This window comes from Myxococcales bacterium (assembly GCA_016717005.1).
GTDB lineage: Bacteria > Myxococcota_A > Polyangia > Haliangiales > Haliangiaceae > UBA2376.
The window spans coordinates 633,780-649,489 of record JADJUF010000039.1; the positions used below are offsets into that span (position 1 = coordinate 633,780).

Annotated in this window: 13 protein-coding genes and 1 pseudogene; 9 read left to right on the forward strand and 5 right to left on the reverse strand. The window is 74.9% G+C overall.

Features of this window, described 5'->3' with window-relative positions; all coding sequences use genetic code 11:
* Positions 1–54: 54 nt before the first annotated feature.
* Complete coding sequence (locus IPL61_33665) at positions 55–1,236, forward strand: alanyl-tRNA editing protein (GenBank protein MBK9036138.1); 1,182 nt, start codon at positions 55–57, stop codon at positions 1,234–1,236.
* A 101-nt stretch (positions 1,237–1,337) separates the two neighbouring features.
* On the opposite strand, the gene IPL61_33670 is transcribed toward IPL61_33665, so the two are convergent.
* Entirely contained in the window at positions 1,338–2,735 is a 1,398-nt protein-coding gene (locus tag IPL61_33670) for an AarF/ABC1/UbiB kinase family protein (protein ID MBK9036139.1), read from the reverse strand.
* Between the two features lie 87 nt (positions 2,736–2,822).
* Between IPL61_33670 and IPL61_33675 the strand changes: the two genes are divergently transcribed.
* The 3 genes from IPL61_33675 (at position 2,823) to IPL61_33685 (ending at position 4,932) form a co-directional block, all read left to right on the forward strand.
* On the forward strand, positions 2,823–3,509 hold the full coding sequence (locus IPL61_33675) for a hypothetical protein (protein ID MBK9036140.1): 687 nt from the start codon (positions 2,823–2,825) through the stop codon (positions 3,507–3,509).
* Positions 3,509–4,363, forward strand: a complete 855-nt coding sequence (locus IPL61_33680; GenBank protein MBK9036141.1) for an MBL fold metallo-hydrolase — start codon at positions 3,509–3,511, stop codon at positions 4,361–4,363. The genes IPL61_33675 and IPL61_33680 overlap by 1 nt, the downstream gene beginning before the upstream one ends.
* A 296-nt stretch (positions 4,364–4,659) precedes the next feature.
* Positions 4,660–4,932: a Smr/MutS family protein gene (locus IPL61_33685; GenBank protein MBK9036142.1), complete on the forward strand. Its 273-nt coding sequence runs from the start codon at positions 4,660–4,662 to the stop codon at positions 4,930–4,932.
* Here the strand turns inward: IPL61_33685 and IPL61_33690 are convergent.
* Positions 4,929–7,511: a hypothetical protein gene (locus IPL61_33690; protein MBK9036143.1), complete on the reverse strand. Its 2,583-nt coding sequence runs from the start codon at positions 7,509–7,511 to the stop codon at positions 4,929–4,931. The two genes, IPL61_33685 and IPL61_33690, sit on opposite strands and share 4 nt — an antisense overlap.
* A gap of 70 nt (positions 7,512–7,581) precedes the next feature.
* Positions 7,582–8,301: a hypothetical protein gene (locus IPL61_33695; GenBank protein ID MBK9036144.1), complete on the reverse strand. Its 720-nt coding sequence runs from the start codon at positions 8,299–8,301 to the stop codon at positions 7,582–7,584.
* A 67-nt stretch (positions 8,302–8,368) separates the two neighbouring features.
* Here IPL61_33695 and IPL61_33700 point away from each other — a divergent pair, with 67 nt between their 5' ends.
* Positions 8,369–9,580, forward strand: coding sequence for a CotH kinase family protein (locus tag IPL61_33700; protein ID MBK9036145.1), 1,212 nt, complete (start codon positions 8,369–8,371; stop codon positions 9,578–9,580).
* Positions 9,581–9,762: 182 nt separating this feature from the next.
* Here IPL61_33700 and IPL61_33705 read toward each other — a convergent pair whose 3' ends face one another.
* Entirely contained in the window at positions 9,763–10,938 is a 1,176-nt protein-coding gene (locus IPL61_33705) for a hypothetical protein (protein ID MBK9036146.1), read from the reverse strand.
* Between the two features lie 128 nt (positions 10,939–11,066).
* Between IPL61_33705 and IPL61_33710 the strand changes: the two are divergent.
* From IPL61_33710 to IPL61_33720, 3 genes and pseudogenes are all read left to right on the forward strand, one after another.
* Positions 11,067–12,310 (forward strand): annotated as a pseudogene (locus IPL61_33710) (3-deoxy-7-phosphoheptulonate synthase).
* The gene (locus IPL61_33715) at positions 12,307–13,059 is read left to right on the forward strand and encodes a hypothetical protein (protein ID MBK9036147.1); all 753 of its coding nucleotides are present in this window, start codon (positions 12,307–12,309) and stop codon (positions 13,057–13,059) included. Before IPL61_33710 ends, IPL61_33715 begins: the two are co-directional and overlap by 4 nt.
* On the forward strand, positions 13,056–13,871 hold the full coding sequence (locus tag IPL61_33720) for an NAD(P)H-binding protein (protein MBK9036148.1): 816 nt from the start codon (positions 13,056–13,058) through the stop codon (positions 13,869–13,871). The genes IPL61_33715 and IPL61_33720 overlap by 4 nt, the downstream gene beginning before the upstream one ends.
* 12 nt (positions 13,872–13,883) lie before the next feature.
* Here IPL61_33720 and IPL61_33725 read toward each other — a convergent pair whose 3' ends face one another.
* Entirely contained in the window at positions 13,884–14,213 is a 330-nt protein-coding gene (locus tag IPL61_33725; GenBank protein ID MBK9036149.1) for a hypothetical protein, read from the reverse strand.
* 213 nt (positions 14,214–14,426) lie between these two features.
* On the opposite strand from IPL61_33725, the gene IPL61_33730 reads away from it, so the two are divergent.
* Entirely contained in the window at positions 14,427–15,569 is a 1,143-nt protein-coding gene (locus IPL61_33730; protein MBK9036150.1) for a lysophospholipid acyltransferase family protein, read from the forward strand.
* Positions 15,570–15,710: the final 141 nt, after the last annotated feature.

Genomic DNA, 15,710 nt, shown 5'->3' on the forward strand with positions numbered 1-15,710 from the left:
CAATCTTCGCGGCGCGGCGCCGCGCCGCCGGTCGCCGCGGTAGGCTGCGCCGCGATGGCCACCGTCCGCCTCTACCAGCAGGACGCGTTCGCGCGTCAGTTCTCGGCCACGGTCGTGGCCCACGCCCGCCACGCCGACCGACCGTCGCTGGTGCTCGACCAGACCGGGTTCTACCCCGAGGCCGGCGGCCAGATGGCCGACCACGGCGAGGTCACGGTCGACGGCGTCGCCACCGCGGTGGTCGACGTCCAGGTCGACGACGACGGCGTGATCCACCACGTCCTCGCGGGCCCGCTGCCGACGCCGGGCGCGGTCGTCGCCGGCGCGATCGCGTGGCCGCGCCGCCGCGTGCACATGGCGCTGCACACCGGCCAGCACCTGCTGTCGCGGGCGCTGATCGAGGCCGCGGGCGCGCCGACCGTGTCGGCCCGGCTCGGCGAGCGCGGCTGCACGATCGACGTCACGCGCGCCGACGTGCCCGAGCGCGAGCTGGCCGCCGCCGAGGCCCTGGCCAACGCGATCATCGACGACGACGTCCCGATCCGGGCGTGGTTCCCCGAGCCCGACGAGCTGGCCGTCCTGCCGCTCCGGCGCGAGCCCAAGGTCACCGCCGAGATCCGCGTGGTCGCGATCGGCGACTTCGACGTGTCGCCGTGCGGCGGCACCCACTGCGCGTCAGCGGCGCAGATCGGCGGCGTGCGCGTGCTCGGCAGCGAGCGCTACAAGGGCATGACCCGCGTCACCTTCGCCGCCGGCGGCCGCGCCCGCGCGCTCCTGGCTGATCACAGCGAGGCCCTGGGGCGGATCGCGCGCGCGCTGACCTGCGGCCCGACCGACGTGCCGGCCGCGGTCGACAAGCTCCGGCGCGCGCTCACCGACGCCCGGACCGAGGTCGCGGCGGTGCGCGAGCGCCTGGCGGTGGCGCTGGCCGCGGGGCTGGCGCCGACGCCGGGCCCCGGCGAGGTGATCACCACCGTCGACGACGCCGCCCTGCTGCGCCCGCTGGCGGCGGCGCTGACCGCGGCCGGGCGCGACGCGCTCGTGGCCGCGCCTGGACCCGACGGCACCCAGGTGCTGCTGGCCCGCGCCGACGGCTCGAGCCTCGACTGCGGCGCGCTGCTCAAGCGCCTGGCGGCGGCCACCGGCGGCCGCGGCGGCGGCAAGCCGACCCACGCCGAGGGCCGGCTGCCCGCGATCTCCGACTGGCCCGCGACCGTCGCGGCCGCCCGCGCCTGACGCCGCCGCCGCGCGGCCCGCCGCGGCGGGCCGCGGTCAGGACGTCGGCGTCCATCTGCGCGCGCGTCACGCCGTCGCCGCGCCGCCGCAGCGGGCTGCGGTCAGGACGCCTGGGCCTTGGCCTTGGCGTCCAGCTGCGCGCGCGCCTTCTGGATGTCGGTCATCATCGAGAAGATCAGGCGCGGATCGGTGAACACGTTGAGGTTCGGCGCCAGCGCCTTCGCGTACCGATCGAAGTAGAGCAGCTGCTTCGTGATCAGGATGAACTCGTTGGGCATCTTGACCCGGTGCTTGGTCGCGACGCGCTGGATGCCGGGCAAGAAGTCGGCGTAGTTGACCTCGGCGAACGACAGCTTGAGCAGCGGCGAGTAGGTCTCGCCCAGGTCTTTCACGAACGCGTCCATCTCGAGGTTCTTGGTCGAGATCGCCCCGCCCATCTCGACGATGACCTCGGCCAGCCGCTTGTAGTTGCCGCTGGCGAACGCGATCATGTAGTCGGTGACCAGGAACCGCTGGCCGTCGTCGAACCGCCCGACGATGCCGAAGTCGAGGAAGCCGATGTCGCCGTCGTCGAGCAGCATCAGGTTGCCGGCGTGGACGTCGCCGTGGAAGAAGCCGTAGAACACGACGCACTGGAACCAGGCCCGCAGCCCGGCCACCAGCTTCTCCTCGCCGTTGATGCCGCGGCGCCTGATCTCGTCGTACTGATCGACGCGCACGCCGCTGAACCGCTCCATCACCAGCACGCGCTTGGTGACCAGGCCGTCGTGGGGCACCGGCGCGTGGATGTTGGCGTGGCCCAGCTCCTTCATGATCTCGTTGAAGCGAGCCAGGTTGGCCGCCTCCTTGCGGAAGTCGAGCTCCTCCGACAACGTCGCGGTGAAGTCGTCGATGATCCCGACCGGGTTGGCCAGCTCGGCGTCGCGGTTGACCTTCGAGAACAGCTTGGCCGCGAACCGCATGATCTTCATGTCGGCGGCGCAGCGCTTGTCGATGCCGGGCCGCTGGACCTTGAACACCACCTGGGTGCCGTCGTCGAGCTCGGCGGTGTGGACCTGGGCGATCGACGCCGAGGCCAGCGGCTTCTCGACGATCTTGGTCAGCCGCGCGGCGCGCTCGGGGCCGAGATCCTCCTGCAGGATGCGCTCGACGTCGGCGAACGGGAACGGCCGGACCCGGTCGAGGACCTTCTGGAACTCCTTGACGTACCGGTCGGGGAACAGGCCCGCCGACGACGCGATGATCTGGCCGAACTTGATGAAGGTCGGGCCCATGTCCTCGCAGAACTTCCGCAGGAGCACCGGCCGCTCGAGCCGGCGGTAGCGGGCGCCGCGGCCGGTCAGCTTGAACGCGAGCCAGCGCAGCCGCGTGACGTCGAGCAGCCACAGCCCGATGTACTTCCACATGTACAGGCCGAACGCCCAGACCCGCCGGGGCACCGGCAACAGGGCGGTCAGCAAGATCAGCGCGCCGAGGACGGCGAGGACATACCAGAGCATCGAGCCTCCGGCCGGCGATGGTAGCACCGGTCCCCGGGTCCGGGGACGTGCTCGTGGCGCCGACGCCGCTATACTGCGCACCTGCCGATGCCTCGCCTCGTCGTCCCCGCCCTCGCGGTCCTCGCGCTCGCCGCGTGCACCGACTTCGCCACGCCCAACCAGCTCGAGCGGCCCACGATCATCGCGGTCGTCGCCGATCCGCCGGTGATCGCGCCCGGCACGACCGCGACCGTGGCGGTCGTCGTCGCCGACGCGGCGGGCGTGCTGACCATGCCGCCGACGACGTGGGCGCTGATCGAGGCCTACCCCGGCGTCGCCCCGCTGGGCACGATCACCGGGGACGCCGCCGGCGCGCTCTACACCGCCCCGGCCACGATCCCGGACCGCGGCGACATCCCGCCGGTCGACACCGCGGCGGTGACGGTCGAGACCAGCGCCGGCCCGCTGACCGCGATCAAGGCCATGCCGGTGCTGCCGGCCGCGACCGCCAACCCGACCCTGACCGCGCTGACCGTCGCCGGCGCCGACGCGCTCGCCGGGACCGCGACCGTCACCCGCGGCGCCACCGTGGCGCTGACGGTCACCACCGACCCGCCCGCGACCGGCGACGCCCGCTTCGCCTGGTACACGCCGGTCGGCGACATCCAGTACTACCAGTCGAACCCGTGCGAGCTGGTGGTGCCGATGGACGCCGCCAGCGGACCGCTGATCGTGGTCATCCGCGACGGCGTCGGCGGCGTGGTCTGGCAGCAGATCGCGCTCACGGTCGACTGATGCCGGTCCTGGCCGAGGTCCGGGCCGACCCGTACACGATCCGCGGCATGTCGCTCGGCGGCGTCTACACGTCGCTGCACGTGCCCGAGCTCGATCTGGTCTTCGACGTCGGCATCGCGCTGCGCTCGGCGTCGGCGGTGAGCACGCTGCTCCTGTCGCACGGCCACGCCGACCACGTCGGCGCGCTGACCACGTTCCTGGGCATCCGCGCGCTGCACGGCGGGCGCACGCCGCTGCGGGTGATCATGCCGGCCGAGATCGTCGACGAGCTCCAGGCCGGCCTGCGGGCGATGTCGGCGCTGCAGCGCTGGCCGCTGACGATCGAGGCGATCGGCCTCGAGCCCGGCGACAGCTACCCGCTGCGCAAGGACCTGAGCGTGCGCGCGATCAAGACCTTCCACCCGGTGCCGTCGCTCGGCTTCCTGGTGGTGCGGCGGATCGACAAGCTGCGCCAGGAGTTCATCGGTCTGCCCGGGTCCGAGATCGCCCGGCGCCGCGCCGCTGGCCACGATCTGTTCGAGCGCCACGAGCGCGCCGAGCTGGCGTACCTGACCGACACGCTGATCTCGGTGATCGACCACAGCCCCGAGGTGCTGGGCGCCCGGGTCGTGATCCTGGAGTCGACGTTCCTCGACGCGCGCAAGTCGCGCGACGCCGCGCGCGCCGGCTGCCACGTCCACCTCGACGAGATCGTCGAGCGCGCCGACGCGTTCACGATGCCGCACCTCGTGCTGATGCACGTGTCGCAGCTGTACCAGCCGCCCGAGGTGGCGCCGATCCTCGACGCGCGCCTGCCGCCGGACCTGCGCGCGCGCACGCAGCTGTTCGTGCCGGCCGGGCCGTGGCCGGGCTGATCGAGCGGCTGCGCCGCTGGCTGGCGGGCGGCGGAGCCGGAGCCGGAGCCGGAGCCGGAGCCGGAGCCGGAGCCGGAGCCGGAGCCGGACCCGGAGCCGGAGCCGGACCCGGAGCCGGAGCCGGAGCCGGAGCCGGACCCGGAGCCGGAGCCGGAGCCGGAGCCGGAGCCGGAGCCGGAGCCGGAGCCGGAGCCGGAGCCGGAGCCGGAGCCGGAGCCGGAGCCGGACCCGGAGCCGGAGCCGGACCCGGAGCCGGAGCCGGAGCGGGATCCGAATCGGAGCCGGACGCCGACGCCATCATCGCGGTCCCGCTCACCGACGAGCTCGACCTCCACACCTTCCGCCCGGCCGAGGCCGCGTCGCTGGTCGCCGAGTACCTCGACGCCGCGCAGGACGCGGGCCTCACCGCCGTGCGCGTCGTCCACGGCAAGGGCCAGGGCATCCTGCGCGAGCGCGTCCACGCGGTGCTGCGCCGCCATCCGGCGGTCGCGTCGTTCGCGCTGGCCGACGAGCGCCGCGGCGGCTGGGGCGCGACCCTGGTGGCGCTGCGGCCGCGAGCCGCGAGCTAGCGCGCCAGCAGCTTGAGCTCGGCGATGTCGACCCGGGCGAACTCGCCGCCGGCGCCGCCGGTGCCGCCGGTGTAGCGCGCGAAGTGCGCGAACGCCGACATGTTGACGGTGCCGGCGTCGCCGCGGACGGTCACGCGGTAGGCGCGGCCGGCCTGCAGCTCGGCGGGCACGAACGTGCTGTCGCCCCAGCGATCCCAGGCGCCGAGCTGCGGCATGATCACGACGCCGTCGCCGACGACCGCGCCGGTGCCGACGTCCTCGACGACGATCCGCTTGACCGCGCAGGTGATGCCGGTCGTGAGCCCGCCGGCGCCGTTGGCGTAGACCAGCTGCAGCAGGTGCGCGCCGGTGCGGGTCGCGGTCACGGTCACCTGCAGCGTGTGGCCGGGGTCGCCCCAGTCGCCCCAGTGCGGCCGGCCGTTGGTGGCGGCGAGCGCGCCGCCGACCGCGGTCAGCTGGCCGGCGCCGTAGCTGGCGATCGCCGCGCCGCCGTCGCCCCACCAGCACATCGGCGCGGCGTGCTGTGAGCAGTTGCCGCTGCCGGTGAAGCAGGCCTCGATCGTGTAGCAGGGCGAGGTCGTGACGGTGGCCGTGGCGTCGGTGTAGCTGGTCGTGGTGCCGAGCAGATCGGTCGCGACCCGGGCGCCGTCGCGGTAGACCGACAGGCGGATCGTCGCTGGGTCCTCGCCGCCGACGTCGAGGCCGAGCGCCAGGCTGGCGCCGACGCGCGTGACCGCGGTGATGCGCGGCGTGCGCGGGCCGAACACGTCGCGCCAGTCGGCGGCGCCGCGCACGGTGATCGACGTCGCCGCGACCGGCCCGGGATCCAGCAGCGTCACGTCGACCCGGCTGCGCGCGCCCAGGCGATCGTCGGTGATCGGCCCGGTCACGACCGCGCCGTCGACGCGGACCTCGCCGACGGCGTAGCTGCCGCCGGCGCCGCCGACCGGCGGCAGGTGCAGGACCACGGTCACCGCGTGGCCGTGCCACGGCAGATCGTTGAGCGCCAGCTCGCTGGTGCCGGCGAACAGGCCGTTGCGCAGCCCGCGGGTCAGGTACGGCGTCAGGCGCAGGCCGTCGACGCCGGGGCGCAGCCCGAACAGCGTGTGGTGCACCATCGACAGGTAGCCCGCGACCGACCACAGCTGCCGCTGCGAGTTGACCACCGGGCCCGACGCGGCGCCGTCGTCGACCCACGGCGCGCCGCTGACGGTCTCGAGGTTCTCCATGTTCGACAGGTTGAGCGCGGCGCCGCGCACCAGCGCCAGCAGCGCGCGATCGGCCGCGGCGTCGTGGCCCGCGGCCGCGGCCGCGCGCAGCCAGTACGCGGTGACGAACGGCCACTCGGCGCGGTTGTGATAGATCGGCGTGAGCTGCTGCTCGGGGAAGATCACCGGCGCGGCGCCCGGGCCCAGGTGCGGGTAGCTCGACAGCATCCGGTCGGCCTGGGCGTCGGTGGCCACGCCCGAGACGATCGCCAGCGACGCGCCCAGCAGGTCCCAGCGCCGCGCCGGGGCCGGGTCGAGGAAGGTCGGCGCGAACGTCGCGAACTGCCCGGCCGCCTCGTCCCAGAACCGCGCGCGGATGCGATCGCGCAGCGCCGTCGCCCAGCCGGCGTAGCGATCGCGGGCGGCGGCGTCGCCGTGGGCCTCGGCCAGCGCGGCCGCGATCTCGAGGGCGCGCAGGTGCACGACGTTGGTGCCGAGCGCCTTGCTCGACGCGATCGCCGCCGGCGCGGTCGCGGTCCAGTCGGCGTAGCTCTGCTCGCGCCAGTCGAGGAACGACTGCTCGCCGAAGTACAGGCCGTCGACGGCGTCGAACACCACGCCGCGGTCGTGCTCGACCGTGGCCGCGATCGCGGCGAACGCGCGGTCGGCGAACGCGGTCCGCGCGGCGCCGGTCAGGTACGGCAGCAGCGCGTCGGCGCCCAGCGCCCAGACGACGCGATCCGACGACACCGGGTAGCTGCCGCCGGTGCCGGTGTCCTGGACGATCTGCTCGGCGCCGCCGGCGCGCAGCGCGCTCAGCTTGAACTCGAGCGAGTTGCGGGCCCGCTGCGGATCGAGCGCGGCCAGGCCGAGGTCGACCGCGTACGAGACGTCGCGGGTCCAGACGTACTTCCACAGCCGGCCGGTCTCGAAGCAGCCGCCGGCCGGGCACGGCAGCGGCGCGCCGCCGTTGAACGCGCCATCGGAGATCGCGTCGACCGAGGCCTCGCGCACCTCGGCCAGCGCCAGCGCGTACAGCGCGTCGAACAGATCGTGGCCGGTGCGCACGGTCGGCGCGCCCGGCAGCTCGTCGATCACCCGCGGGTTAGCGGGCAGGTCGTCGCGGCGCGGCGCGGTCGTGGCCAGCGTGTAGCGGCGCGCGCACGCGGCGGCGTCGGCGATCTCGACGGTGGCCTGGCCCAGCGCGTCGGTCCAGCGCGCGGTGCCGGCGCGGTCGGCCACCGGCGTCACGCAGGTCGCGGGCGGATCGCCGCCGTCGCGGCCGTCGCTCGGCGCCGCGTCGGGATCACCGCCGCTGCCGCTGCTACACGCGCCGAGCGCGCAGATCACCAGGGGGAGCGTCGAGCGCATGCCGCCCCAGTTGACCACGGGACCCCGGCGCTGCCGAGGCCGATCGGCCACCAGCGCGCCCGGACGTGGCTCAGCCCACGAACGGCGACCGCGCGGCCGGATCGAGCGCGGCCAGGCCGACCGCGGCGACCAGCTCGATCGCCGCGGCCGCGACCGCGAGCGAGTCGGCCGACAGCTCGCCCTCGCCCATGTCGAGCGCCAGGCCCAGCACGACCGCGACCACCGCCGCGATGCCGAGCAGCGCCAGGCCCATCCCGCCGGCGGCCGCCACCGCGACCATCGCGACCAGCGCGGTCGCGACCACCAGCTCGATCGCGGCGACGCGGCCGATCACGAACGAGCGGCCGCGCGGCGCCGGCGCGACGTCGCCGAGCCGCTGCAGGCCGACCGCGGCCAGGCGCCCGAGGCCGGCCGGCAGGCACAGCGCCGCCCACCACGCGCTCGGCGCCGTCGACCACAGCGCCACCACCCGCAAGAGCATCGAGCCGCCGATCGCCAGCGGCGCCCAGCGCGCGCCCAGCCAGCGATCGTAGGCCGCGCCCATGCCGCGCTCGATCACCGCCGCCCCCAGGAGGACGCCGGCGAGGATCGCGACCGGCCCGGCGATCGCCGGCGCGACGCCGATCGCGAGGAAGCCGCGGCCCGCCAGCCACGCGCCCAGGCCGATCAGCAGCCCGGCCGCGACCACGACCACCGTCGGCCAGGCCGGGGCGCGCTCGCCGGCGGCCGGGAACAGCGACACCTTCGCGAGCTGCGCGCGCACGCCGGCCAGGACCTCGCTCGCGGACACACCCTCGTATACCGCGATCGCGATCGCCCGGGTGGTCGGGCGACGGCCGCTCCGGTAGGCTGGACCGATGTGCCGACGCGCCCTGGCGATCGTGGCCGTGCTGGCCGCCTGCGGCAGCGGCGGCGGTGACCTCGGCGACGGCGGCGCCCCCGGCGACGGCGCCACCACCGGCGACGGCGCGATCACCCCGGTCGGGCAGGCGGTGTTCGATCCGTCGGTCCTGCACACGCTCGAGCTGGTGGTCGCGCCCGATCAGCTGGCCACGCTCGACGACGACGCCTCGATCGCGCGGGTGCCGGCGACGCTGGTGTTCGACGGCACGACCGTCGCTCAGGTCGGCCTGCGCAAGAAGGGCACGTCGAGCCGGCGACCGCTGTCGGGCAAGTCGGGCTTCACCGTCAAGCTCAACGCGTTCGTGCCGGGCCAGCGCCTCGACGGCCTCGAGAAGCTGGTGATCGACAACGCGATCGAGGATCCGTCGCTGCTGGTCGGCCACCTGGCCTACGAGGTCTACCGGCGCGCCGGGCTGCCGGCGCCGCGCACCGCCCACGCGACCGTGCGCTTCAACGGCGTCGACAAGGGCCTGTTCGTCCTCGAGGAGGCCACCGACAGCGCCTACCTCGAGGCCCAGTTCGGCGACGGCACCGGCAACGTCTACGAGGGCCCGTGGGACTTCCCGCGCGGCGCGGCCGCCGCCGAGCTGCGCGACGAGGTGATCGACGGCCGCTCGCGCGCCGACCTCGAGGCCCTGACCGCGGTCGTCATGGACACGCCCGACGGCCAGCTCGCGGCCGCGCTCGACGCGCACCTCGACGTCGATCGCTTCCTCACCAACTACGCCGTCGAGATGGCCGCGGCGCTCTGGGACAACTACGCGATCGTCGCGTGGAACTTCTACCTCTACCACGTGCCCGGCGGCCGCTTCGTGATGCTCACCCACGGCGTCAACTGGCCGTACTGGCACGCCGACATGGATCCGTTCGACCTCCACACCGACCCGTGGAACGCCAGCGCGCCGCCTGGGTACCTGTGCGATCGCGTCAACCAGATCCCGGCGCTGGCCGCGCGCTACCGCGCCGAGCTCGAGCGCGTCACCACCGCCGCGTTCGACGTGGCGACCCTCGAGGCCCGGATCGATCAGGTCGAGGCGGCGCTGCACGCGCGCCCGCTCACCGGCGCGTCGCTCGAGAACCTGGGCCGGTTCGAGGGCGCGGTCGTCGACGCCCGCGCGTTCGTGCGCGCGCGCAAGGCCTACCTGACGACGCGCCTGGGCCTCTAGAACACCGACCGCTTTTGGAGTGCCTGCTGCGACGCGACCGTGCGGGCACCTCCGGACGTACGTCCGATGCTCGCTCGTCACGTAGGTGCCTTCTCTCCTCGCTGCGCTTCGGGCGTGCGCCCGGATCTGCCTCGCACGTCCGCGCCTCGCGACGGCATTCAAGCCGGTCGGTGTTCTCGCCGCTACGGCGCCCCGGGGATCAGCTCGACCGCGTCGTCGGCGGCCAGCGCGCGCCAGGTCGCGGCGGCGTCGGCGCACTGCAGGCGCTCGTCGAGGAACGCCGTGGTCGCGGCCAGGAGCCGCGGGTTGGTCTCGGCGATCGGCGCGGCGTCACCGCCGCAGCCGTCGCGGCCCAGCCTGGTCAGGAGCTCGGGCACGACGACGCCGTGGGCCGCGGCGATCGCCAGCGCGCCGCCGCGATCGGCGCCGACCGCGCACAGGTCCGAGAACGCGAGGTGGCCCGCGCCGCGGAGCCCGACGAAGCGCCGCGCCGGATCCGGCGCCTCGGCCGCGAGGTCGCGCTTGGCCGCGTACGGCACGACGCCGTCGCGATCGCCGGCGACCACGAGAAGCGGGCGCTCGGGCGCGAGCCCGCCGGCGCCGGCCAGCGACACCAGCGCGACGACCGCAGGCTGATCCGCGGCGGCGCCCATCAGCAGCGCGCCCAGCGAGTGCCCGGCCAGCGCCACCCGCGGCGCCAGGCGCGCGCGCACGAACCCCAGCGGATCGTCGGCGCCGTCGGCCGGGGCCGCGGCCGCGATCGCCACCAGCGCCCCGGGCACCCCCAGCGGGAACCCTGTCGGCTCGCCGCCGAGCGCCGCGCGCAGGCCGACGCCGGGCAGATCCGGCGCCAGCACGACGTAGCCCCGGCTGGCCCAGTGGGTCACGAGCGTCGCGCTCTGGCCGCGGAACGAGGCCGCGCCGTGCAGGAACACGACCACCGGCAGCGGCCCGAGATCGTCGTCGACCGGCAGGTCGCGCGCGCAGGCGCACGGCAGCCACGCGTTGTCGGCGTCGGGGATCTTGGCGGCCTCGGCCGGCGGCATGTGCGCGCGCAGGTCGTAGCGGACCGGCGCCACGCCGACGTCACTGCCGGGCCGCGCGGGGTACCAGACCTCGGTGGTGACGCCATCGATCACGACGGTGCGCGCGCCGACCGGACCGCCGCCCGGGCGATCGCGGGCCAGGTCGACCGCCCCCGGCAGGCGCGCACCGTCGCAGCCGAGGTGGTGCGGCGGCGCGACCGCGACCGCGACCGGGCCCGGCGGCGACGCGACCGCCGGCGCCGGCGGCGAGTTGACGCGGGCGGCGCACGCGCCGAGGACGAGCCCGACGAGCGCCCGAGCGTGGAGGGACATCGCGCGCAGCGTAACCTGCTAGGCTGCGCCGCGTGACCGACTGGAGCCCTGAGTCGTGGCAAGCCAAGGTGGTCGCGCAGCAGGTGCGCTACCCCGATGAGGCCGCGCTGGCGCGCGTGCTGACCGAGATGCGCCAGCTGCCGCCGCTGGTGACCTCGTGGGAGATCGAGGGCCTGCGCACGCAGCTGGCCGCGGCCGCGCGCGGCGACGCGTTCGTGCTGCAGGGCGGCGACTGCGCCGAGAGCTTCGACGACTGTCGCTCCGAGCCGATCGCCGCCAAGCTGAAGATCCTCATGCAGATGAGCCTGGTGCTCGTCCACGGCACCCGGCGCCCGGTCGTGCGCATCGGCCGGATCGCCGGCCAGTACGCCAAGCCGCGCTCGACCGACACCGAGACCAAGGACGGCGTGACCCTGCCGTCGTACCGCGGCGACAGCGTCAACCGCGAGGCGTTCACCGAGGGCGATCGCACCCCCGATCCGGTGCTGCTGCTGCGCAGCTACGAGCGCGCCGCGCTGACGCTCAACTTCGTCCGGGCCCTGGCCGACGGCGGCTTCGCTGACCTGCACCACCCCGAGTACTGGGACATCTCGTTCGCCCACGGCGCCCGCCACGTCGAGGAGTACCACCGCATCGTCGACGGGATCCGCGAGTCGATCTCGTTCGTGACCGCGGTGACCGGCATCGACGCGACGCCGCTCAAGCGCGTCGACATCTACACCAGCCACGAGGCGCTGGCCCTGCCCTACGACGCGGCCCAGACCCGCGCGGTGCCGCGCCGGCCCGGCTGGTACAACCTGTCGACCCACATGCCGTGGATCGGCATGCGCACCGCCGCGGTCGACGGCGCCCACGTCGAGTACCACCGCGGCATCGAGAACCCGCTCGGCATCAAGATCGGCCCGGCGATGACGCCCGAGTGGTTGACCGAGCTGCTCGCGGTGCTCGATCCCGCCCGGGTGCCGGGTCGGATCACGCTCATCCACCGCATGGGCGCCGGCAAGGTCGAGACCTACCTGCCCGCGCTGGTCGAGGCGGTGCGCGCCACCGGCCGCACGGTGCTGTGGATGTGCGACCCGATGCACGGCAACACCGAGACCACGCCGCAGGGCGTGAAGACCCGGCGCTTCGACAAGATCCTGTCGGAGATCGAGGACAGCTTCGCCTGCACCACCAGCTCGGCGGCCACCTCGGCGGCGTGCACTTCGAGATGACCGGCGAGGACGTCACCGAGTGCATCGGCGGCGCCCGCGGCCTGGCCGAGATCGATCTCGAGCGCGCCTACAAGTCGCGCGTCGATCCGCGCCTCAACTACGAGCAGGCGCTCGAGCTGGCGCTCCTGGTGGCGCGCCACCTGCGGAGGCCGTCGTGAAGATCCCGGGCTGGGCCCGGCACTACGGCGACGCCATCCTGGTGCCGGCCGCGCTCGTGCTCGTCTACCTCGCGTTCGTCCTGACCTCGAGCGCGACCGGGTGGGCGCGCGTGCTCGCGGCCGGGTTCATGTTCATCGCGCTCGGCATGTGGGTCGGGTTCCGGCGCCTGCGCCTGCACGCGGGCGCGGCCCGGCTGGCGGCGATCGGCGAGCCCGAGCAGCTCCTGGCGCTGGCCGACGACGAGCTGGCGCGGCGCTGGTTCCCGACCGGCAAGACCCCGCTGCACATCTACCGGGCGATGGCCCACAACCTGGCCGGGCGGCCGAAGGACGCGCAGGCCGCGCTGGCGGCGGCGCAGGTCCGGCCCGGCGAGCGCGCGACCCGCACCTGGCAGCTGCTCTGGGCCGCGGCCGACATCGACGCGCGCACCCAGCTCGGCGACGCCGCCGGCGCCCGCGCGACGTTCGACAAGGTCATGGTGCCGTTCACGCGCATCATGCCGGCGCGCGGGATCGACCTGATCGCCACCGAGGCCGAGGCCCGGGTGCGGCTGTGCGAGGGCGACGCCGCCGGCGCCCGCGACCTGGTGGCGCCGCTGGTGAAGGACATCCGCCTGGGCCCGGGCGCGCGCGGGCAGCTCTACGCGATCGTCGCGGGCGCCGAGACCAAGCTCGGCGACGAGGCGGCGGCCGCGGCCGCCGCGGCCAAGGCGCGCGAGCTGGCGCCGAACTGCGTCCTGGTCGCGTGAGCCGCTGGGTCGTCATCGGCGCGGGCTACACCGGCGCGCGGCTGGTCGCGGCGCTGACCGAGCGCGGCGACGACGTGGTCGCGACCCGCCGGTCGGCCGAGCCGCCGGCGCGCGCGGTCGACCTGGCCGAGCCGACGACGCTGGCGGGGCTGTTCGCGCCCGGCGACGTCGTGGTCGTGACCGCGCCGCCGATCGACGAGCGCGGCACCGGCGAGCGCGCCCTGGCCGCCGCCGCAGCAGCGGCCGGGGTCGCGCGCATCGTCTACGTGTCGTCGACCGGCGTCTACGCGGCCGCCGGCGGCGCCTGGGTCGACGAGGCCTTCACGATCGCGCCGATCACGCGCAGCGGGGTCGCGCGGGTCGCGGCCGAGGCGGCGATCGCCGGGACCGCGGTGCCCGCGACGGTCGCGCGCCCGCCCGGCATCTACGGCCCGGGGCGCGGCGTGGTCGCGCGGCTGCGCGCCGGCGGCTACCGGGTGATCGGCGAGGGGCGCGCCCACGTCAGCCGGGTCCACGTCGACGATCTGGTCGCCGCGCTGATCGCGATCGGCGACGCCGCGTCCCCGGCCGCGGTCTACAACGTCGCCGACGACGATCCGTGCCCGTCCGCCGAGATCGCCGACGCCGCCGCGGCCGCCCTCGGGCTGCCGCCGCCGCCGCGCGTGCCACCGGCCGCGGTCGACGCCGAGGTCGTCGGCATGCTCGCGGCCGATCGCCGGGTCGACGCCGGTCGGCTCAAGCGCGACCTCGGCTGGACGCCGCGCTACCCGAGCTGGCGCACCGCGCTCGCGGCCGAGCTGCGCGCCGGCTGACCGACGCGTCGGTCAGCGCCCGGGGCGCGCGCTCGGGTTGGTCAGCACCGCGCCGATGTCGAGCACGTCGCCGGGCACGGGCTCGATCGGCAGGTCGTCGCGCGTCGATGGCGCGTCCGGGAGCTGCTCGAGGTCGAGCACGTCGCCGGGCCCGGGGTCCTGCGGCAGCTCCTGCGACGGGCGCGTCGGCGCCGGCAGCTCCGAGTTGTCGAGCACCTCGTCGAGCACCGGCTCGGCGATGGCATCTGGGTCGAGGCCCGCCTCGGCCGGATCGACCTCGACACATCCACCCAGGCCCAGGGAGCACGCCAGCAACAGCGCCGTGATCATTCGGCTGGTCATGACGGGGCCTACTTGCACCGGTCGGGCCATCTCAATATCACCCATATGGGATTGAAATCGCAGGCATTCGCTCTGTGACTCAGCGCATTTCCGTCCAAGTCTCGACGCCTTCAACGTTCGAACGTCGACGCCTCCGACCACAGGCCACCCCGATGTTTTCGGCTAGCGGGGACCCGCCCTCACGTCGTACATCCTTCGGCCAGCATGTCGGAGATGTCCGCCTCGTCCGTCCCGGTCGGCCGCGCCCCGACCGCGAGCGCCCCGACCGCGACGCCGCAGCCGAGCCCGGCGCCTGCTCGCCCAGCGCCTGGACCGCTGGAGGACGTCGACGTCCGGCCGTACATCCGCCGCGACCCATGGCACCGCAAGCTGGCGCGGCGTTCGGTGTCGGTGACCTTGCTGCACCTGTTCACGCTGGTGTGGTGGGGCGTGGCGCCGGTGGTCCTGCCGATCCTGGTCGTCGTCGATCTGATCCGCCGGCGACCGCTGCTGCTGGCGCGCTTCTACCTGTGCATCGGCGCGATCGTGTTCGGCCAGACCTGGGGCATGTGGCTCCTGCTGTCGGTGTGGCTGGCCAGCGGGTTCGGGCTGGCGTGGCGCCGGCAGAACCGCTTGCTCTTGCGCGCCGAGGCCTACTGGTCCGACTGGAACGCCCGCGTCATGGCCGCGATCTACGGCATCACCTACGACGTCGAGGGCACCGAGGTCCTGCGCGACGGGCCGTCGCTCCTGCTGATGCGCCACGCCTCGACCAACGACACGATCCTGCCGATCGGCCTGGCCACCCACGGCCACGGCGTGCGCCTGCGTATCGTGCTCAAGGCCGAGCTGCTGTGGGCGCCGATCGTCGACGGCATCGGCCACCGCGTCCCGACCGCGTTCATCCGGCGCTCGTCGGGCGACCCGGCGCGCGAGCTCGAGGCGGTGCGCGCGATCACGCCCGAGCTGCACGCCCGCGAGGCGATCATGATCTTCCCCGAGGGCACGCGGTTCTCGCCCGAGCGGCGGGCGCAGATCATCGCGAAGCTGCGCACCAAGGACCCGGCCGCGGCGGCCGAGGCCGAGGCGCTCACCCACGTCCTGCCGTTCCGCACCGGCGGCACGATGGCCCTGATGGAGGGCGCGCCCGACGCGGCCCTGGTGTTCTGCGCCCACACCGGCTACGAGCGCAGCGCCCGGCTCGACGACTTCGTCGCCGGGGGCCTCTACCGGTGCACCGTCAAGGTCAAGATGTGGCGGGTCGCCGCCGCCGACGTGCCGACCGAGCCCGAGGCCCGCGCCGCGTTCCTGCGCGCCGAGTGGCGCAAGGTCAACGCCTGGGTCGCGCAGCACCAGGTGGCGCAGCAGCGCAATTGAGTTCCCAGGGCGGCCTGTCGGCCGGCCTCCCCTCGGCGGGGGCAAGCCCCGACGAGCCGCCCCTCGGAGACCTCGGAGACGCGAGACTCCCGGCGCGCCGACCGGTGCCCGACCGAACACGTTCCAGGCCGTGAGGCGCCG